Origin of the sequence: Paenibacillus alkalitolerans (assembly GCF_016482785.1) — a bacterium.
In the GTDB taxonomy this organism is placed as follows: Bacteria; Bacillota; Bacilli; order Paenibacillales; family YIM-B00363; genus Paenibacillus_AE; species Paenibacillus_AE alkalitolerans.
On record NZ_JAEMXM010000003.1, the window covers coordinates 163,558 to 183,789 of the forward strand.

Annotated in this window: 19 protein-coding genes, 1 pseudogene, 2 riboswitches and 1 other annotated feature; of the genes and pseudogenes, 14 read left to right on the forward strand and 6 right to left on the reverse strand. The window is 48.7% G+C overall.

The genetic code is table 11. The annotated features are described in order from the left end of the window. Nucleotides 1-224: 224 nt before the first annotated feature. Nucleotides 225-800: a DUF421 domain-containing protein gene (locus JET16_RS07445; protein ID WP_233531204.1), complete on the reverse strand. Its 576-nt coding sequence runs from the start codon at nucleotides 798-800 to the stop codon at nucleotides 225-227. A 68-nt stretch (nucleotides 801-868) separates the two neighbouring features. Continuing rightward, a pseudogene (gene metG, locus JET16_RS07450) lies at nucleotides 869-2,487 on the reverse strand (methionine--tRNA ligase). A 41-nt stretch (nucleotides 2,488-2,528) separates the two neighbouring features. Then, nucleotides 2,529-2,791: a binding site (T-box leader), on the reverse strand. Nucleotides 2,792-3,159: 368 nt separating this feature from the next. On the opposite strand from metG, the gene JET16_RS07455 reads away from it, so the two are divergent. From JET16_RS07455 to JET16_RS07480, 6 genes are all read left to right on the forward strand, one after another. Then, on the forward strand, nucleotides 3,160-3,768 hold the full coding sequence (locus tag JET16_RS07455) for a DUF2087 domain-containing protein (protein ID WP_199615185.1): 609 nt from the start codon (nucleotides 3,160-3,162) through the stop codon (nucleotides 3,766-3,768). 219 nt (nucleotides 3,769-3,987) lie between these two features. Further along, entirely contained in the window at nucleotides 3,988-4,425 is a 438-nt protein-coding gene (locus JET16_RS07460) for a spermine/spermidine synthase domain-containing protein (protein WP_233531205.1), read from the forward strand. A 17-nt stretch (nucleotides 4,426-4,442) separates the two neighbouring features. Then, entirely contained in the window at nucleotides 4,443-5,147 is a 705-nt protein-coding gene (thyX, locus tag JET16_RS07465) for an FAD-dependent thymidylate synthase (protein WP_199615186.1), read from the forward strand. A gap of 42 nt (nucleotides 5,148-5,189) precedes the next feature. Next, nucleotides 5,190-5,267, forward strand: a riboswitch (ZMP/ZTP riboswitch). A gap of 66 nt (nucleotides 5,268-5,333) precedes the next feature. Then, nucleotides 5,334-6,203: a bifunctional 5,10-methylenetetrahydrofolate dehydrogenase/5,10-methenyltetrahydrofolate cyclohydrolase gene (locus JET16_RS07470; RefSeq protein WP_199615187.1), complete on the forward strand. Its 870-nt coding sequence runs from the start codon at nucleotides 5,334-5,336 to the stop codon at nucleotides 6,201-6,203. Next, nucleotides 6,190-6,813 (forward strand): cyclodeaminase/cyclohydrolase family protein, encoded by a 624-nt coding sequence (locus JET16_RS07475; RefSeq protein ID WP_199615188.1) that lies wholly within the window; start codon nucleotides 6,190-6,192, stop codon nucleotides 6,811-6,813. Before JET16_RS07470 ends, JET16_RS07475 begins: the two co-directional genes overlap by 14 nt. A 112-nt stretch (nucleotides 6,814-6,925) precedes the next feature. Further along, nucleotides 6,926-7,366: a hypothetical protein gene (locus tag JET16_RS07480; protein ID WP_199615189.1), complete on the forward strand. Its 441-nt coding sequence runs from the start codon at nucleotides 6,926-6,928 to the stop codon at nucleotides 7,364-7,366. A gap of 94 nt (nucleotides 7,367-7,460) precedes the next feature. Here the strand turns inward: JET16_RS07480 and JET16_RS07485 are convergent, their stop codons facing one another. Next, nucleotides 7,461-8,456 (reverse strand): phosphotransferase, encoded by a 996-nt coding sequence (locus tag JET16_RS07485; RefSeq protein ID WP_199615190.1) that lies wholly within the window; start codon nucleotides 8,454-8,456, stop codon nucleotides 7,461-7,463. A 394-nt stretch (nucleotides 8,457-8,850) separates the two neighbouring features. On the opposite strand from JET16_RS07485, the gene JET16_RS07490 reads away from it, so the two are divergent. Both JET16_RS07490 and JET16_RS07495 read left to right on the forward strand, forming a co-directional pair. Further along, nucleotides 8,851-10,554: a proline--tRNA ligase gene (locus tag JET16_RS07490; protein WP_199615191.1), complete on the forward strand. Its 1,704-nt coding sequence runs from the start codon at nucleotides 8,851-8,853 to the stop codon at nucleotides 10,552-10,554. Between the two features lie 47 nt (nucleotides 10,555-10,601). Then, entirely contained in the window at nucleotides 10,602-10,820 is a 219-nt protein-coding gene (locus tag JET16_RS07495; RefSeq protein WP_199615192.1) for a hypothetical protein, read from the forward strand. A gap of 36 nt (nucleotides 10,821-10,856) precedes the next feature. On the opposite strand, the gene JET16_RS07500 is transcribed toward JET16_RS07495, so the two are convergent. Together JET16_RS07500 and JET16_RS07505 are read right to left on the reverse strand one after the other, a co-directional pair. Continuing rightward, nucleotides 10,857-11,270 (reverse strand): hypothetical protein, encoded by a 414-nt coding sequence (locus JET16_RS07500; protein ID WP_233531214.1) that lies wholly within the window; start codon nucleotides 11,268-11,270, stop codon nucleotides 10,857-10,859. 70 nt (nucleotides 11,271-11,340) lie between these two features. Then, nucleotides 11,341-12,489, reverse strand: coding sequence for a PQQ-dependent sugar dehydrogenase (locus tag JET16_RS07505; RefSeq protein WP_233531215.1), 1,149 nt, complete (start codon nucleotides 12,487-12,489; stop codon nucleotides 11,341-11,343). A gap of 167 nt (nucleotides 12,490-12,656) precedes the next feature. Here JET16_RS07505 and JET16_RS07510 point away from each other — a divergent pair, with 167 nt between their 5' ends. From JET16_RS07510 to JET16_RS07530, 5 genes are all read left to right on the forward strand, one after another. Continuing rightward, nucleotides 12,657-13,925, forward strand: coding sequence for an ATP-binding protein (locus JET16_RS07510; RefSeq protein WP_199615194.1), 1,269 nt, complete (start codon nucleotides 12,657-12,659; stop codon nucleotides 13,923-13,925). Further along, nucleotides 13,915-14,136, forward strand: a complete 222-nt coding sequence (locus JET16_RS07515) for a DUF4352 domain-containing protein (RefSeq protein ID WP_199615195.1) — start codon at nucleotides 13,915-13,917, stop codon at nucleotides 14,134-14,136. Before JET16_RS07510 ends, JET16_RS07515 begins: the two co-directional genes overlap by 11 nt. Nucleotides 14,137-14,386: 250 nt before the next feature. Continuing rightward, a riboswitch (cyclic di-AMP (ydaO/yuaA leader) is annotated at nucleotides 14,387-14,583 on the forward strand. Nucleotides 14,584-14,736: 153 nt separating this feature from the next. After that, nucleotides 14,737-16,086 carry a TrkH family potassium uptake protein gene (locus JET16_RS07520; RefSeq protein WP_199615383.1) on the forward strand — a complete coding sequence of 450 codons (1,350 nt, stop codon included), beginning with the start codon at nucleotides 14,737-14,739 and terminating at the stop codon, nucleotides 16,084-16,086. 18 nt (nucleotides 16,087-16,104) lie between these two features. After that, entirely contained in the window at nucleotides 16,105-16,764 is a 660-nt protein-coding gene (locus JET16_RS07525) for a potassium channel family protein (protein WP_199615196.1), read from the forward strand. Between the two features lie 3 nt (nucleotides 16,765-16,767). Beyond that, nucleotides 16,768-17,988: a cation:proton antiporter gene (locus JET16_RS07530; RefSeq protein WP_199615197.1), complete on the forward strand. Its 1,221-nt coding sequence runs from the start codon at nucleotides 16,768-16,770 to the stop codon at nucleotides 17,986-17,988. 193 nt (nucleotides 17,989-18,181) lie between these two features. On the opposite strand, the gene JET16_RS07535 is transcribed toward JET16_RS07530, so the two are convergent. Then, nucleotides 18,182-18,412, reverse strand: a complete 231-nt coding sequence (locus JET16_RS07535; protein ID WP_199615198.1) for a hypothetical protein — start codon at nucleotides 18,410-18,412, stop codon at nucleotides 18,182-18,184. Between the two features lie 345 nt (nucleotides 18,413-18,757). Between JET16_RS07535 and JET16_RS07540 the strand changes: the two genes are divergently transcribed. Further along, entirely contained in the window at nucleotides 18,758-20,194 is a 1,437-nt protein-coding gene (locus tag JET16_RS07540; protein ID WP_233531217.1) for a glycosyl hydrolase 53 family protein, read from the forward strand. Nucleotides 20,195-20,232: the final 38 nt, after the last annotated feature.

The window sequence follows — 20,232 nt, forward strand, 5'->3', positions numbered from 1 at the left end:
GAGAATACTCTGGTAACGTGCCAGTTAACATATACAGGTAAGGCAACGTTAGGCTAGCCGCCTTCCCAACTTCATAACCACCGCGCGCGGAATACTCCACGAAGGAAGGTAAATCGACGTTTCAACCGCTTGAAAATTAGCGAACGTGTAAAAGGTGGGGAACGTGAGCAGGTGTGTACGACTGTGAAGTTAATCATAATGTGCTATGCCGTAATTGCTGGCAATCACTGCAAAGCCGGATCGATCGGTTTCGGATGTTCGTGCTGCTTCACTTCCTGGAAGAGAATGCTCTGTTCCGTCGGAATACCCTGTTTCAAGCCGAGCAGTCGCTCCAATTCTCCAATCGTAACCGGCTTCGCGTGCCGCATTAATTCGTAACCGACTTGCCCGTTCGGTTCGACCGTCGCGGTTTTGACATCGCTTATGTTTGCGCCCCCTTTTTGCCGCAGCCGCATTTCCAATTGATCGACGGTTATGCGCATAGCTCGAAGATTATTTTGATTGATCTGCCCGTTCTCGATCACAACCTTGGCGCCTCCGGTCATGAATTTCTCGAACCAGTCAAACTTTAATTGTAAATATTCAATAATCAGAAGCGACGCTACGAAGATCGCAGCCGCGCCTACCGCTTTCCAAACTTCATTGTTTGCAATCGGCTGCACAATGACCGTACCGATCGAGATCATGATTACCGTTGTGGCTATCGTCATTTGCGAGATGGACTTCCTTCCCGAAATACGCATCAAAAGCATCCCTGCGACGACTAGAACGAAGGACTTCCAAATCCAAGATAAATCCAAAGGTGACACCCCCTCATTAATGTAAAATCCCACATTTAGATTGGGCGATTTTTCCTTGGACTATTCGTTCAGGAGAGATTGTTCACTTCCTCCTCGATCCTGCTTACATCGATCCGTTCGAACAACACTTCAGGCGGTTCGAGCTTTTGTCCCGGAGGAACCTCGATATATCCCCACCGGGCTCCATCTATGTTTAAGAAATATCTGATCTTGTCACAGGAGAAAGGCAGAAACGGCGCAAGCAGGTTCGACAAATTCGCTATAATTTGCACGCACGTATACAACGTAGCGCCGCAGCCGGAAGGGTCCTCCTTATTTTGAACCCATGGCTTCCTTTCATCGAAGTACTTATTTGACCTTCGAATAAAGGCAAATATCGCTTCAAGCCCCTCTTTAAAATGTCCCCGTTCAATCAATTCCCCCGCATGTGCGTACAGAGCTTCTATTTGTTGTTTGACGGCGGGGTCTATGTGCGACAAGGGCACTTTTCCTTCAAAAGACTTCCCGATAAACACCAAATTTCTATGGACAAAGTTGCCGAAAGCGCCGAGCAGCTCGCCGTTATGGCTGTATATAAACTCCCGCCATGAGAAATCCGCATCCCTGTTTTCAGGTCCGTTCGCGATAAGGAAGTATCGAACGGAATCCGGGTGATATCGCTCCAGAATGTAAGGGACCCATACGGCCCAGTTCCGGCTGGTGGAAAACTTTCTGCCCTCAAGCGTCAAATATTCGCTCGAGATGATTTTGTCCGGCACATGGAGATTCCCGGCACCCAATAACAGCGCAGGCAGAATTATAGTGTGGAAGGGGATATTGTCTTTCCCGTAACGTAATACGCTGTCGTATTCTCAGACCAATACTTCTCCCAGCGGGTGCCGTTCTCCTTGGCCCACTTGATGCTCGCAGACAAATATCCGCTCACCGCTTCAATCCAGACGTACACCTTTTTGCCCTCGAATCCTTCCAACGGCACGTCCACTCCCCAATCCAAGTCTCTTGTCGCCGCGCGGTCATGTAAGCCTTCCTTAAGATATCTTCGGGTGAACTCGATCGCATTTGGCCTCCATCCGGAAGATGCCTTGTTCACATACTGTTCCAACTCGGATTGGAACTTCGACAGTGCCAAGAAAAAATGTTCCGTACTACGAGTGGAGGGACTGTTCTTGCACAGCTTGCATTTTTTGTCGTGAAGGTCCAACGGGTCAAGCAGCGAGGAGCAAAAGTCGCATTGATCGCCTCTGGCGATCTGACCGCAATGGGGACACGTACCTTCGACATACCTGTCCGGCAAGAACCGATCGCAAGCGGTACAGTACGTTTGTTCGACGGATTTTTTGTAGATGCGGCCGTTTTTCAACAATGTAAGGAACAATTTCTGCACGACTCCATGATGGTGCGGATCGTCCGTTCGTGAATATAAATCGTAAGAGAAGCCGAGCTTGCGAAAGCATTCGACAAATTCGTTGTGGTACCGGTCGGCGATTTGTTTCGGGGAAACCCCTTCTTGATTGGCCAATATGGAAATTGGAGTCCCGTGGCAATCGCTTCCCGAAACATACAGAACGTCTTCTCCTTTCAACCGGAAATAGCGGGCAAGAATGTCCCCCGGCAAAATGCCCGCCACCCGCCCCAAATGAAGCGAACCGTTGGCGTAAGGCCAGGCTCCGCCGATAAAGATGCTCATTGTCCATCAACCTCCTTGAAATAAAAAGCTCCCGTCCCCAAATAAGGGACGAGAGCTAATCTCACGCGTTACCACCCAAGCTTCATCGGTACTTCACAGTATCGACCTCTTCAGGTACGGCACCAATCGGTGTTTATACCCTAGCCCTGTAACGGGAGCGCCCGGCGCAGCCTACTTCCTGATGAGGGTTCGATGCGCAGCTCAGAGACCATGTTCATCGGACGTATCTTTACTCCTTCTCAGCTTCCCGGAGTTCTCTGTACAAAGAAATTGCCCGACTACTCTTTCTCTTCGATGCTTTTCAATATTTATCCAATTATATGCGGTGGCGGCTGGGAATTGCAAGTGTGAAAAGAGATTAAACGGCATCGATGCAAGGCCTCCGGCAGCGGAGGCTTTTCTGCATCTCCGTTCCGTTAGTCAGCATATTCGGCTTATTAGACAGATTGACTCGTGTTATTTGTCAGGAAAGGCGACAAAACGAGAATCGACCCGGCTATGCGATGGCCGCTTGCAGCAGCCGCATTTTAGCGTCATTAAGCCGATTTCATTAGCAGAAAGTCGGTAATCGGAGATAACATAACAGATTAACCATTGACAAAACCTGGCCATTTAATTACTATCTAATTTAACAACTATCTAATTAGGTAATTATCTAAGGAGTCGACTCCCATGCAGCTCGATAAACTTGTTAACTTCTATAAAGCGTTAGCGGACCGCAACCGGATCAGAATTCTCATTTTGCTATCGAATGAGGAAATGAACGGACTTACGTTAGCGGAAAAATTAGGCGTAACGCCCGCCACGATCACACACCATATCGCAAAATTGAAGGAGGTTGGAATTGTGGCGGAGCGCAGGGAAAAGAATACGTCGTATTACAGCGTTTCTCGTTATTTGCTTGAGAAAACCGATGGAGCCTTAATCAATCTAATCAACCAGCATAAGAAGGAGAGTGACGAAGTGAGTCAAATTGCCGGCGGCAAGAATGAGAAGCTGCGGGATTCCGTACTGAAAAATTTCTTTACGGATGACGGGAAGCTCAAGCAAATACCGTCTCAACTGAAAAAGAAGCTTATCGTATTCGAATATATCGTGCAAAACTTGGAGGTCGGCAAGAAGTACAAGGAAAAAGAGATCAATGATTTCATCAAAAACTACCACCACGATTTTGCCACGATCCGCCGTGAATTCATAATGCATCACTACATGTTTAGAGAAAAAGAGATTTATGAGCTGAATCCAAGGGAAATGTGGGCGAAATGGGAACAGCTAGGATGAATCCGAATGAGCTTGAGATCATTGAACGTCATACGACGCCTAGAGGAGAAATTCAACTGCAGCGCAGGGGAGCCGACTACGAAATCATAAGCAATGGAACATTCCTAATGGCTACCCGCAACGGCGGGTCTGAAAGGCTGTTAGTGAAAAAGGCGATGGATGCCTGCGGCCCAAGGAAACTGCTCCGTTCTTATCGGCGGTCTGGGAGTCGGTTATTCGTTGGCGGAAGCTTTAAACTATACCAATGTTCAACGAGTTACAGTAGTAGAAATAGAGGAAAAAATTATACAATGGAACAAGATATATTTATCTTCATTCTCTGGCAGCACATTGGATAACGCGAAAACCAAAATAGTTAATGACGACATGATTTGGTGGATGTTTCAGACGGAGGACAAATTTGACGTAGTCTGCCTGGATATTGACAACGGTCCCGATTGGACCGTGTTTGAGAGTAATAATTCCCTTTATCGGGAGGAGGGGTTGGCGGCTGTTTCCCGTCTGTTGCGTCCGAATGGTGTGATATCCTTTTGGAGTGCGTCTGCCTCTCCGATTTTTAAGAGACGACTGCAGGAGTATTTCGCTGACGTGGAAGAGATAGCGGTAGAGCTAGGGCATAATGTCGCACCGGACTTTATTTACATTGCGAAAAGGTAGAAACGGAGTTGGACATTTTGAATATTATCGATGTGCTGGATAAGGGTTACGTCAGGCTGGTCAATCACATGGGCTCCGATCTAACGGTAGTTAACGCTGCGCGTGTTTCTTATGCGAAGGAATCGAAGGAGTTAACCGAGAAAGATATCAAGCTCATTAAATTTCTTGCCAAAGAGGGTCATACGTCTCCTTTTCGCCATGCAGTATTGCAATTTGAAGTCTATGCGCCGCTAATGATTTGCAGGCAGTGGTGGAAATACGTAACCGGATCCGCTCATTATGAAGGAACCGGCGACAGTTTGGAGGCGTGGAACGAATCCAGCAGAAGATATATTACGGAAGAACCGACATTTTACATTCCTTCCAAGGATCAATGGAGAGGCAAGCCCGAGAACAGCAAACAAGGCAGCGGAGACGCGGTTGAGCCGGAACTGGGCGAGAAGCTTACGCGCGAATTGATGGAGTATGTAGAACAGGGAGTCGCAAAGTACGAAGCGGCATTAGCGGACGGTGTATGCGCCGAGCAAGCGAGGCTGTTCTTGCCCGCATATGGAATGTATGTCCGTTGGTATTGGACGGCGTCGCTTCAGTCGGTTGCTCACTTCTTAAATCAGCGGCTGGCCCATGACGCTCAAGTGGAAATTCAACTGTACGCTAAAGCTGTTCTTGAGCTGACTAATCCTCTGTTTCCGAATGCTCTCAACGAAATGCTGGAGAGCTAGTTACAAATCCCACTGGAAATTGATATACTGATTTTAGCAAAATCGTCTATGTGTAACTGGCGTAACGTGGATACCACGGGGGAGCACATGGCAATACAGCCGAACGCCTGGGCAAAGTATTTGGTGGTCGAACCGGCCATCGAATACTTTTTTTGTTTTCTATCATAATTGATGGAGGCGAACGGAATGGGCATGATGTTAAAAACAAAACAATTGGCGGATCAACTAGCGGACTCAATCAAGCTACAGGTGACTGAATGGAAAGAACGGGGCATACAACCCGCGATGTGCACCATATTGGTGAAAGGCGATCCCGCGTCGGAGTACTACGCTAAAGTAAAAGAAAAGCTGGCTCGTAAGCTCGGTATAGCATTTCACTTGCTGACATTCGATGACGATGTTACCGAACGTCGGCTTCTTGAGGAAATCGACAAGCTAAATTCGGACTCGGACGTTCACGGCATTATGCTGGAGCTGCCGGTTCCGAAACACATTAGCGTGCAAAAGCTGTCGGATGATATTTTTCCTCTTAAAGACGTGGACGGAATATCGTCGGCGAATAAACTGGCATGTATGACGGGCGGTAAAGGATTATTTCCTGCTACTCCGCAATCGTGCATCCGAATCCTTCAACATTTTGGATTTCCGTTACGGGGAAGCAACGTAACTCTTATTGGGCGCGGAGAGACTGTCGGACGACCGCTCATGCACCTGCTGCTGCGAGAGAACGCCACACTAACCATTTGTCATTCGCATACGAAAGATTTGTCCGCCCACATTGCAAAATCGGAAATTTTGATATCAGCCGCGGGAAAAGCCGGACTCGTCACGTGCGATATGGTTCATCCTGAGCTTGTCGTCATTGATGCCGGCATTAACGATACGGGAAGCGGAATAACAGGGGACGTATCGCCGGAGGTATTCGATGCGGTGAAGGCGATGACGCCTGTGCCCGGCGGAGTAGGGACTTTAACGAGCGTTATCTTGTTTGAAAATTTGATGAAAGCAATGGTTCTGCAAAAAGACGGCGAGGTGAACAAGCATGGCGGTGTTTGATCAGTCCATCCGACAATTCTTAGAAGAGGCCGGTTCGAAGTCGCCCACACCGGGCGGGGGAAGTATAGCGGCTCTAGCTGCGGCGCTGGGGGCATCTATGGGGGCAATGGTCGCGAATATAACTGTCGGTTCCAAATATGAAGCGATGCAGGATGACATGAAAGCTGTTGTCGGTAAAATGGTATCGGCAATTGAACAATTTGAGAACATTTTGATGAAAGATATGGATTGCTTTAATAGCTACATGACCGCGTTGAGCATGCCTAAGAGATCGGAACAAGAAAAAGCCGCCCGGTCATATGCCATACAGGAAGCAGCTAAACGCGCCGCAGATGTACCGCTTGAACTAATGATGCGGTGCGAGGAAATAATAAATGTCTTGGAAGAAGTAACGAACCAAGTGAATAAGAACGTTATATCGGACCTTGGGATCGCTGTAATTATGCTGGAGGCGGCAATTCAGTCGGCATGGATTACCGTCGAAATTAACTTGGGCAGCATTAAAAATGACGGCTTGAAGCAGAAGTATTTAGAAGCGGGAGCGGCTATTCTCAAGAAATCGGCAGAAACAAAGCAGAATGTGTTGCAGCGTGTAAGAAGCCGGTTATAAAAGCTTGTATAAGTTTGAAACACAAAGGTGACAATAGTTGCAAATCGTACAAAACGTACAAATTGTACAAGCCGCTGTCATATGTTAGTATTGGAGGTGGGGAGGTGTGTTTATGCACGCATCAGCTTTGAAATCATCGGATGTGCGTAAAAATTTTCGCGAGGTTGTAGATACGGTAATCCATAAAGCACCTGCTGTTGTAAACAGGCACTCAGACCACTTCATTATGATTAATACAAATCAATTTGCAGCAGCTTTGCAATATCTTCAATTCAACGTTACAGTAGAGCCCGACAGTGACGGCTCGTTTTTGGCAACCAGTATTGAAATCGATGATATCTTTGCATCCGGTGAAACGCGGGAAGAAGCAGTGAACGCACTGGCTAAAGAGTTAGTTGAGTATGCTCAAGAATACATGGACCAAGACCATTTTTACTTGCACTTTAACGCACCTAATCGGAAAGGACATTTCCCATATGTCCTTAAGATTATGATGCAGGATTCTTTGGATGCCGTGGTCTCGCTTCTAGATGTCAAATACAAGAGATTATAGAAGGTTCTGCGAAGTGGAGCGAAAATCACCGCACTTTGAAGCTTTGAAGTACGGTGATTTTTGCTTTCGAAGTACCGTCGCATCGAACGAGGCTTCATATTTCCCCCAATACTTTCTCCAGCGAATCCCACTGAGCGGCGGTCCATATCATTTCTTCCGCAAACCTCTTCGGAGCCGTGCTGAATAATTCCATTGACGGCCGCAGCCACCAGAATGATTCGATCAACCAGCAATGACGTACCCCGTTCAATAGTTCTCTCTTAGGCAATGGACGGATTTTGCGGTACCCTTCGGCGAACGCCGCGGCAATGTCTTGACGAAATATACCCCCGCTTAATGAGCAGGATAAAATCGCCCTTCCAATATCCAAGAGGGGAAAGGAATATCGGATTCTATCGAAATCGACGATAGCGGACAGACGATCCGGAGCGAACAACAAGTTATCCACCCAGAGATCGAGGTGCGTCCAACCCGGGCTGCTTTCAGCAAAAGAATGATCATCAAGCTGATCGAGGACGTCCCTCTGCAATTGCAAAGCATAGCGGGTACTTAGCGAAGCTGTCTTGACCTGTTCCCATCGATCGTACCAAGATTGAATCATCTTCGTTTTGTCTAATTTCCATACAGGCTCTTCGGGACGATTCACGCCTTGCATTCCTTCATCGCTTGGATTCCATGCATTATGCATTTCCGCTGTCGTCATTCCCAGGCTGTACATTTGCAGCTCGTTCACTTGTCCCACTGTGACCATTTCACCCGGTTGGAACTCCATTAATACAAACTTCCTTCCGGAAGGCACGGCATGCAAATAGCTTTGCTCCTCGTTACAATAAAGTCTCGGGCACAACCCTCCGGATTGGTGGAATATCATCTGAAGACGAAGAGCGGCGGCGATTTCGTCCCAAATCGTCGACAGATGGTTGCGGTACCTGTGCGGATGATAGCTTTTCGCAAATAATGTACCTTTGTTTGTTTCCAAAATCCATTTCTCGTTTAGATAACCGCGGCGGATGGATTCGGAGCTATGTACGGCGATACCTAACTCTTTCTTGATCGTGTCAATGATTTCTGTCAGCAATGCGTCGTGCATTCTCCACCTCCAATTGCAGGTGAATAATAAGTTCGAAGTAGCGGCCGGCTTTTCCTGCTAATTTCCAACTTTCATTTGCTTGACGGATGGGACAATATGATGTAAATTATTTGAAATTACAGCAAAAGGCTTCGACCAAGGACTAATGCTTGTATCCGGCCGTTCAAGAGAGGAAATCCGCAGGCTGAAAGATTTCCCGGTACGAATAAGCATGTCCCGCCTTGGTAGCCGCATTGGTGAACGCCGCGTAAGCTAAGTAGCCGATGCCGGGGTCAGCCCGTTATCCGATAGAGGAGCATTTTTATTTGAGATGCTTGAATTTAGGGTGGTACCACGAACGCATTCGTCCCTTACGAGTGCGTTTTTTTATTTCAATTGAAATGGAGGATGCTGCATGCGCCAAAATAAAATGTTGATTCCAACGTTACGTGAGGCTCCCTCGGAGGCGGAGGCGGCGAGTCATCAACTGCTGCTGCGCGCGGGATTTATACGGCAGACGGCTGCCGGGGTGTACGCCTATTTGCCGCTCGGATGGCGTGTGCTCAATAGAGTCGCAAATATCGTCCGGGAAGAGTTGGATCATATTGATGCACTGGAAATCCTCATGCCCGCCATGCAGCCGGCGGAGCTGTGGCATCAGTCCGGCCGCTACCAGGTGTACGGTGAGGAATTGATCCGTTTCAAAGACCGGCATGATCGGGAATTTGCGCTTGGCCCGACCCATGAAGAAGTGATTACGTCGTTAGTCGGAAATGAAGTTTCGTCCTATCGTAAGCTTCCTCTGGTATTGTATCAGATCCAAACGAAATTCCGCGACGAGAGACGGCCTCGATTCGGATTGCTTCGGGGGCGCGAGTTCCTTATGAAGGACGCTTATTCTTTCCATGCGGATTGGGAAAGTCTCGATCATTCGTACTGGCGCATGTATGAGGCGTATACCAAAATCTTTACCCGATGCGGATTGAACTTTCGGGCCGTACAAGCGGATCCCGGAGCGATCGGCGGGGAAGGTGGTACTCACGAATTTATGGCGTTGGCGGACATCGGCGAAGATACGGTCGTCACATGCACGGATTGCGACTATGCCGCTAACTTGGAGAAGGCGGAAGCCGGTTACCGAAATTCGTCCGAAACGTTCGCCGATATTGAAGCACCATATGAAATGTTCAGCACGCCGAATATTAAGACCATTAATGAGTTGGTTGGCTTCACGGGCGTTGACGCCAAACACATTGTAAAGACACTTATTTATATGTCGGACGGAAACCCGGTTGCCGTATTGGTCCGTGGAGACCGCGAGGTTAACGAGATTAAATTAAAAAATGCCCTCGGCGCCGAACAACTCGAATTGGCCGATACTGCGACAACGGAACAGGTTATAGGCGCGCCGGTCGGTTTTGCGGGACCGGTCGGTCTATCCGTCCCAATATTGGCGGACAAAGAAGTGACAGCGATAGGTGCGGTTATTGCCGGGGCCAACAAGAAGGACCACCACCTGAAAAATGTCGTGCCCGGACGGGATTTTCAAGCAGACGCAGCGCACGATATTCGAAATGCCGCGCAAGGCGACCCCTGTCCGCAATGTTCCGGAACGCTGCAGTTTCATCGGGGAATTGAAATCGGGCACGTATTTAAGCTGGGAACGAAGTACAGCGGCAAGCTGGGAGCGGCGGTATTAGACGATTCCGGGCACAACCGAAGCATGATCATGGGATGTTACGGAATAGGGATTTCACGCATTTTGTCCGCGATTGTGGAACAAAACCGTGATCCGGACGGAATTGTTTGGACGGCTTCGATTGCGCCGTTTCATGTCCATATGATTGTCGTGGCGGTTGCCGACAATGGACAAATGCAGCTGGCGGAAGACATGTATGTGCGGCTCAAGCAAAGAGGAGTCGAGGTGCTGCTCGACGATCGGGAGGAACGTCCGGGCGTTAAGTTCAAAGACGCCGATCTGATCGGCATTCCTGTCCGAATAACGATCGGCAAGCGGGCAGGCGAAGGAATGGTCGAGTATAAGGAGCGCAGGAGCGGCGAACAGACGGTTATAAGTGTGGAAGAGGCCGTTTCGCGAGTTTGCGGGTATGTTTTGTAAAAAGGGGAGTGGAACCGGAATGAGAAATTTTTTGATCGGCCAATACTGTGACGGATAAAGTTGAATACAACCATCACCCCGTACTGCCGGAACAGAAGCCGAAAGACGGCTGGGCGCCGATAGAAGAGTATTTGGAGATCATTAGAGAAGAAAATCCCGGCATTAAAGTTATGTTCGAACACAGATCGGATGCTATAAGCGACGAAGAGCTGGAGCGGTGTTATAGTTGGGTGGAGAGTGTGTTGTGTTACCGTGAAAATTTTTAATTAACCAGCGCTCTTGGTCTTTCCAACTCGGCATTCTTAACCGTGCAGCAAACGGGCTACGGATTCGACGTCGTCTTCAAGCAAGACGCGAACAATGTATGGTGCGTGAGCATGAGTATTAGGGGCGTTATAATACCTAGGGTAGTTTGCGATATAGTCTTGTGAATATTCAACCAACTGACGTGCCAATTCGAAACGAAGTTCTTCAATGGTCTCTGAGTCCGCAACGATAAAATCGATCTCTTTGATGCTGCCCGCATACCGCCCGTCTTCATCCTGCTCATATTCGAAATTCAATTCATAGACGGAAAGAAAAAAACGCATATGTTCCCTAGATGCAGCGAAAATGATGTCACGGTTCCGGCGCACGGCTTGCGGCTTTTCGCGTACGACGGTATCAATAAAACTGCTCATATTCGCTCTAACTTCCGTCGCTAAAAGAGCTTCCATAATCATCCCTCCTACACCTCCAAAAAAACTCCTGATTTTTCAGTGAAATCAGGAGCCAATGTAGATAAAGTTACTTCAACACAAGAAGCCGGTCGTCCCCTTCCGATGGATTTCCTCTGCCGTCAGTATTGTTGGTGATCACGTAGATTTTTCCGTTGTGTATCTTTACATCGCGAAGCCTTCCTTCATGTTCGAGCAGCGCTTCCATCGTCTTGTCTTTCGGATCGTACCGGAACAGCTTTTGGCCCCGCAACGCGGCGACGAGAATACGGTTTTCCGAATCGATCGCGATCCCCGAAGGCGCAATGGCTTCGTCACCGGTATGGTATATGGGCGTTGTCATTCCCTCGCCTTGTTCGTCCCCGATAATGTTCGGCCATCCGTAGTTGCCGCCCGGTTCGATGACGTTCAATTCGTCATGACCGCCCGGAGTGCCGGAAGGGCCGTGTTCGGAACTGTACATGATCCCTTCGTCATTCCAATCGATTCCCTGAGAATTGCGGTGGCCGTACGAATATACGTAGGAATTCGGAAATGGGTTGTCCGCCGGTATTTTCCCGTCTAACGTCATACGGAGTATTTTGCCTGCCAAGCTGTTCCGATCCTGCGGCAATTCCCTAATCCCGGCATCCCCCGTTGTGATATAGAGGTGGTTGTCCGGCCCGATCGCCATTCTGCCCCCATCATGGATGTAGGAGCCGGGAATGTTTTCGATATATGCTTTGACCTCTTCCCATCCGTCGTCCTTTTCTTCTAACAGCACGATACGGTTGAGTATGCTTGCCGATTCCTCGTAGGAATGGTAAGCGTAGGCCTGCCTTGTCTTCGCAAAATCGGGAGCAAGCACAAACCCGAGAAAACCGCCTTCTCCTTCGTTTTTCGTGTTTTTCTTAAGACGCACCGGCTGCCGAGTCACAGCGCCTTCTTCGATTTTGACGATGCTTCCTGCCCGTTCACTGATATAGACCGTGTCCCCGTCAAAAGCAATGGCCCATGGAATGAGCAATTTTTCCGCTAACACGGTATATCCCCGACTTTCGGAACCGGTTTGTTCAGTCCCGTCCCCCGACTCGGCCCCGGTATCTGCTTCGGCTTTGCCATCGGTTTGAGTTTCGGCTTCGACATCGGCGTTGACGCCGGATGTGTCGTTCTGTTTCGAGCATGCAACCGATGCAACCATTGAGATGATCAAGATTAGAGAAAGAATATTGATTTTCATAGTACCGCTCATCCCCCCGCCGGAAATTATTACACAAAATTTTACACTAAATAATCGGCGACTTCGAGTGAAGTTCACCTTTTTCCCTTTCCAGAGTCGAAAGCGGTTGCAGGAAAATGCGGCATGCTCCAAGAAACTATATAGTGATCGGAGGCGGTGCGCGAATCATGTTACTTGAAAAATTGTTTCTTAACGTTCTGATCGTTCTTTCTCCCGTGTTAGTGAAAACCGCCTTCGCGGACAGATGGCCTCATGCTCAATCTCCGTATGCGATCGGATTGCTTCAAGGGGCCGCTTCCTCGCTTTGTTTGATTTTTTCCTTTTATGCTCTCGATTTATATTGGGACTTGCGGTACATACCGCTTATCATTTCTACCATATATGGGGGGATCATTGCCGGTGTCATTAACTTCGTCATGATATTGGCCACCCGGACGTATCTGGGCGGAAACGCGCTTTTGTTCGGATATGTCAGTATTTCATTGGCATTCCTCGGACCATTGTTGCTTGCCAAGAAAATACGCGCGTTAACGGGAGGGTCGAGAATAAGGTCCACGGTGCTGGTCTCACTTCTTCCTTCTGTAGTGATGTTAACCATTCTGGTTTCATACACGTTCTTAAATCAAGTCCAAGAAGCGGACGAACGCTTTCAAGTTATACCGGCGGTATTAATGTTTGCAGTGGTGCAAGTACTGGCCGTATGGCTGTCGTCGATGCTGGAAGAGTTGAATTATGAAAGATCCAAGATGAAAGCCGACATTCTAAGAGCCGAAAAAATGAAAACATTAGGAGAATTGGCCGCTTCCATTGCGCACGAGATTCGTAATCCGTTGACGGTTGTGCGGGGCTTTCTTCAACTTATGCGTCCGAACGAGGTCGGGAAAAATCAACAATACTTGGATCTCGCAATGGGGGAGCTTACGAGAGCGGAGTCCATCATTACCGATTATTTGAATTTTTCCAAACCAAACTTGACGAGAGTGGAATCGTTCGCTCTGTCGGATGTCTTGCATCACATCGTTACGCTGTTAACGCCGATGGCAGGCAACAACAATGTGAAGCTCGAGGGCAACTTTGAGGAAGGCTTATATTTATACACGGATCGAGGTCAATTACAACAAGCTTTGGTAAATGTAATAAAGAATGCTATTGAGGCTACCGAGTCAAGGGGCGAAGTCAAAGTCAATTCAACATGTGCGGGCGGTAAGGTCAAAATCACAATCTCAGATAACGGCAAAGGCATGACCGCCGAGCAGCTTTCCCGGATCGGAACCTTGTTTTTCTCGACGAAGGAAGTAGGCACAGGTTTAGGTACGGCCGTGGCAACACGCATAATTGAAACTATGAACGGCAAGATAGTCTATGAAAGCAAGGCGGGAACCGGTACGACGGTCACCATCACATTGCCGCTGCAAGCGAAGACGCATGACGGTTGATTCCGGAACGCAAATAGGACTGCTGGATGCCGACGGAAATAAGTATTGGATCACTTGGTATATTGGCGGCAAGGACTACCTTGGCGGAGAAATTCCGCCGGGCGGGAAAGTTCGTGGTGAGGTGGCTTTTGATGTCAAGAAATCTACGGAATATAAAGTTCTATTCGAAGTACCTCATAGCGGTCAAATCAGCTGGACGTTCAGACCTTAGGATTTGCTTGTGTACGCTTTGTACGGACGTTGGCGGCATAGACCTGAAAAAACGCAGCTTACTTGTGGTTGAGTTGAAAATCGAAGGAAACATGAGATAACTAAAGAAATTGTCAGACCGTGCACAACGCACCTCGGCCGCAACTCCGTTTTCAGGATTTTTCAAGCAAAGGCCGAGGAAAGGAGCCTTTACACCTTCGGATTTGAGGAGTAATATTCAATTCATGATTCGAACGAATCCGAAGTGAATAGCATCTTGATCGCTGAGTTTCCGCAATTGGAAAACGGGGGACCCAACCGCAAACCGCACCTCGATGTGAGAGTCGAGCGCTGCGGCAGGCATGGGGTGAATCGCTTGCGACCGACGACATCGGCTTGAGCAAGCGTAGGGCGACTCTCACCGCCCGAATCCGGCAGCTAACCTCGTAAGCGTGGATGGAGAGGATGTGTGAACTTGTGATCTTTCGTGACCGCAGGGCTGCATGCCTCTGCGGTTTTTTGTTGTCCAAAATGGCAGGCGATCCGGTGTATGCATGATGGAGGAAAGAATTTCAAAATGAAAACGTGGGCAAGTTACTATGTAAAGTACAGAGATCAGGCGATGGGAGGCTTACGGTTGGCGGCGATTACAAAATTTTTCACTCCGCCTCGAATATTGGTCTTTGGCTTCGCTTCGATCATATTGATTGGCGCTTTCCTGCTGTCGCTTCCGATGGCGTCGGCCACCGGGCAGCCTCTTTCGTTTATTGACGCGCTGTTTACGGCCACTTCCGCTACATGCGTAACCGGGCTGGTTGTGGTCGATACGGGGTCGTTCTTCACGACATTCGGACAGATCGTCATTATGCTGCTCATTCAAGTAGGCGGACTCGGTTTCATGACCATGGCGACGCTGTTTGCCTTCGCATTCAAAAGAAAAATCTCGCTTCGCGAGCGGTTAATCCTGCAGGAAGCGATGAATCAAGGGTCCATGGAAGGCATTGTAAGGCTCATACAGAAAGTTATCGTATATTCTCTCGTTATTGAGTTGACCGCGGCTATCATCTTTTCGATTCGGCTTTCTTTCGACCTGGGTTGGAAAGAGGGGATGTATTTCGGCATGTTTCACGCCGTCTCGTTGTTCAATAACGCAGGTTTCGATCTGTTCGGAGATTTTCGAAGCTTGACCGTTTACGCCGACGATGCGGTGATGAATATTGTCGCAATGTCGTTGATCATCCTTGGCGGCCTCGGATTTGTAGTCCTTTCAGACATTATCGACGTTAAAAGAAACCGCAGGCTGTCGCTCCATTCCAAAGTGGTTCTAAGCACGTCCGCCGTATTGATCATAGTCGGAGCGGTGGTTATTTTTATATTTGAATATACTAATCCCAGAACTCTCGGCTCATTGAACGGGTTGGGGAAAGTATTGGCTTCTTTCTTCCAGTCCGTTACTCCAAGAACGGCCGGCGCCAATACGTTGGATATAGCGGGACTCCGGCAGGCAACGCAATTTTTCATTATCATATTGATGTTTATCGGCGCATCGCCGGGTTCTACAGGCGGGGGAATCAAGACAACGACCTTCGCGACTCTTATCGGCGCATTGATAACAATGACAAGGGGAAAGGAAGACGTCGTGTTTTTCGAATTCCGCTTGGCGAAAGAGAGGGTTTATAAAGCGATTACCCTCACCATGATGGCGCTATTATTGGTTATTGGCGTGACGATGATTTTATCGACGACGGAAGATGTGCAGTTTCTGGTGATATTGTTTGAAGCGACTTCCGCATTCGGTACGGTCGGTCTCTCCATGGGGTTGACTCCGCATTTGACGACATTCGGGAAAATCATGATTGTATTGACCATGTTTGCGGGACGTCTCGGTCCGCTTACACTCGCTTACGCACTGGGCCCTAAGAAAGAAAAAGAATTGTACCAGCATCCGGAAGGAAAAATTATTATCGGATAGATAAGGAGTAAATGTAAGATGAAAATGAAACAATTTGCCGTCATCGGCCTTGGCAGGTTCGGTTCAAGCTTGGCGTTGACCTTGATGAAAGAAGGATATGAGGTACTGGGCATAGACAAAGATGAAGATATTATCAACGACGTAGCCCGCAGTCTCACGCATGCCATCGTGGCTGATACGACGGACGAAGAAGTGCTGCGTTCGATAGGGATCCGCAATTTCGATTGCGTAGTCGTTGCGATCGGAAACGACATCCAGGCGAGCATTATGACCGCTATTTTGTTGAAGGATCTCGGTGTGAAGATGGTTGTAGCCAAAGCGTTATCGCAATTGCACGGTAAGGTTCTTGACCGTCTGGGCGCCGACAGGGTTATTTTTCCGGAGAGGGATATGGGGGAGCGTGTGGCGCACCAGCTTATTTCGCCTAATTTGCTCGATTATATCGAATTATCCAAGGATTACAACATTGCGGAACTATCCGTGCCGGGAAAGCTGTCGGGGCACTCGTTGAAGGAAATGAACCTGCGCGCCAAATACGGATTCAGCGTGGTGGCGATCAACAGGAAAGAAGGCGTCACTGTCGCCCCTACAGCCGACGATAAAGTTCACGAGAAGGATATCATGGTGATCATCGGCACCAAGGAACAAATAGACCGATTCGAAAAAGAAGTTTACTAACATATGGAAAACCAAAGCATCCTTATTCATCATGTGTTTTTCTTACTGATATTTATCATCTCAGTCGGAATGGCGTCCGGTCGAATAGCCGGTTGGCTGAAGATCCCGGATGTTGCCGTCTTTTTGCTTGCGGGCATTATCGTCGGCCAAGGATTGCATTTGGTCCATGAAACCAGCACTTCATTTACGAATCAGTTTATTTTGATCCTGGGTTCGACATTGATTTTGTTTGACGGCGGCCGAAATATCCGTTTAAGCGGATTGCGGAAAGTATGGATGACGGTGGCGCTGCTGAGCGTTCCGGGTGTGTTGATTACAGCGGCGGTCGTTGGATTTGCGGCATATTACATCTTAGGTTTGCCGCTGCTATATGCCTTTTTATTGGCTGCCGTCATCTCGTCGACAGATCCGGCCACCCTTATTCCCGTGTTCAAACACGTAAAAATCGTTCCTAAAGTAAGAGAGACAGTTGAGAGCGAGTCCGCTTTCAACGATGCGACCGGTTCGATCTTAACTTTTACGATTTTGGCTGTCATCATGGGAGGGGCCAGCATTAATGTTGCAGGAAGTATCCGTGATTTTATGGTTGCTGCGGGCGGCGGCATTTTCACAGGGATCATTGTCGGTGCCGCCGCTGCGATCTTGGTGGGGCATAAAAAATTCGGTTTCTTAAGGGATTACGCAACGATCTCAATTATTGTTGCGGCACTGGGATCGTACTTATTGGGAGATGTGCTTCACGTCAGCGGGTTTATGGCGACTTTTGTGGCGGGATTAATGTTCGGAAACTCTCGTCTGTTCGGATTGCATGTGAAAGAAGAGCGGGAGGCGTCGCATTTCTCGGACAACATTACGACCATCATGCGGATGCTTATCTTCGTATTGCTGGGAAGCCAGGTGAATTTCCAAGCCATAGTCGAATATTTTTGGGCGAGCTTGGCTGTAATCGCGGTGTTTATGTTTATTGCGCGCCCGTTAACGGTGTTTGCTTCGGCCTTGCCCGACAGAAAAGCCAAGTGGACGTGGCGGGAAATGTTATTTATGTGCTGGGTGCGGGAAACGGGAGTTATTCCTGCGGCATTGTCCGGGATGATTGCCGCTTCGGGCGTTAAGTATGCTGACGTGATTTCATCCGTGACGTTTATGGCCATACTGTTGACGATCTTAGTCCAGGCAAGCACGACGGCATTTGTCGCAAAAAAGTTAGGGCTGGAAGCCGGCTGACTGAAAATAAAGGAAGTACAGGGTGCTATTTGCGCATTTTCTGCTCCACTAAAAATATTAAGGAACTACAGTCTCTTATTTCGGCGATTTCACCTGCCAGATCCCTATTTTCGCCGCAATAGCGTCCCCTAGTTCCTTTATTTCTTGGAGAGCTGCGAAATAACGCATATAGCGCCCTCTACTTCCGCTATTTTTATTGCCGCTCGTTTCCCCGTTTAAAATTGCCGGTCGCTTTGGCCAAAATCAATTGCACTTCCTTGGCGTTTTCCACCGAGTCAACCTTCTGCAGAAATTTTTCCGCATCTTTGCCTCTCAAGATTTTCACTTGCATACCCTCATTCTCAAGAAAAATTGTGCCGTCTTTAGTGACTCTATAGCTGAAAGGCTCCTCATCCAAACGATTTCTTTTATCTATATTACTCACAATAATCCCCCGAATGAAATATGTAATAGTCCGACTCTTTTTTATCATATCAGAACCGCGAGTCGCCTTTCCTGACTATTTGCCACGGAATAAGTTGCTTATTTCTGCAATCTGTACGCCAAAATCGTCCATTAGTCAGCGAATCCGTATAATTAGTCGGGTTAAGTATGATTAACAGTCGGGAAAGGCGACAAAACTGAAACGAGAATTGAACCACAGTGCAGCGCACATCGAACCGCATGAACAGGTTATCAAAACTGCTGAAATGTTTCATTCATAACATATAGCCCGGAAATCTAAACGCTTACAATGGAGGGGAGCGATTACACAGAGGGGGAATACGGTTTGAGGAAAGTAATAAGCGTATTGGCGGTATTCATCGTTCTATTATCGCAGATTTCCTATCACCCCGCCGCGGAGGTTCAAGCTGCCAATCCGGCGATTCCGGCGACATTCATCAGAGGTGCGGACATATCGACGCTTCAAGCAGTCGAAGATCACGGCGGCAAATTTTACGATAACGGCGTGGAAAGAGATCTGCTCGATATTTTGAAAGACCGCGGCGTGAACTACATACGCCTCCGATTGTGGAACGACCCGCGGGAGGCGGACGGCTACAACGATAAAGCGCATGTGATCGAACTTGCGAAGCGGGTGAAAGCGAAGGGCTTCAAGCTGCTGCTCGATTTCCACTATTCGGATTTCTGGGCCGATCCGGGCAAGCAGACGAAGCCGGAAGCATGGGCGAATCTTACGTATGATGAACTAAAGCAAGCGGTGTACGACTATACGAAGGAAGTGATAACCGAACTGAAGCAGGAGCGGGCGCTTCCCGATATGGTTCAGATCGGCAACGAAATCAACAGCGGCATACTTTGGCCGGACGGCAAATCCTGGGGTCAGGACAACGCCTTCGACAAATTGGTGCCACTGCTCGACAGCGGCGTTCAAGGCGTGAAAGACAGTCTCGATCCGGACGAAGACGTGAAGATTATGATTCATCTGGCCGAAGGAGGCAAAAACGGCACGTTCCGTTGGTTCTTTGACGAATTGACGAAGCGGCATCTGGAATACGACGTGATCGGATTGTCATACTATCCGTACTGGCACGGTACGCTCGACGAGCTTCAATATAATATGAACGACATCTCCGTCAGGTATGACAAACAAGTGGTGGTCGCCGAAACCGCTTATCCGCATACGCTTGACAACGGTGACAACCATGGAAACATTATCGGGCTTCCGAGCCAAATCGAGACGGGCGGCTTTCCGGCAACGGTGCAAGGTCAGGCGGCGGCGGTGAAAGCGGTGATGAACGCCGTGCTGCAAGTCCCGGAAGGGAAGGGAGCGGGCATATTCTACTGGGAGCCTGCATGGATTCCTGTGGAAGGCGCCGGTTGGAAATCGGGCGAAGGGAATGCATGGGAAAATCAAGCGATGTTCGACTTCCAAGGCAATGCGCTGCCGTCACTCGACGTATTCAGGCCTGCTCCGCCGGCCGCGCCCGAACAATTGACGGCGGAACCGAGCGGGAGAGCGGCGATCGATCTTCAATGGACGCAGGTCGAAGGCGCAACGGGATACAACGTCTATCGGGCCGACTCGAAGAACGAAGAGTATGTTCGGGTCAATGAATCGGCGCTAACCGAAGCCTCTTTCCATGATTCAAGATTGAACGCGGGCAGGGTGTATTATTACCGCGTCTCAGCCGTGAATGCGGGCGGCGAGTCGGAGCGCAGCGGCGCCGTCTCCGTGACGACCAACCCCGGCAAAGGAAACTAAAAAGTCGAAGCGGCGGATCCCCGTTCATAAATGAAGAA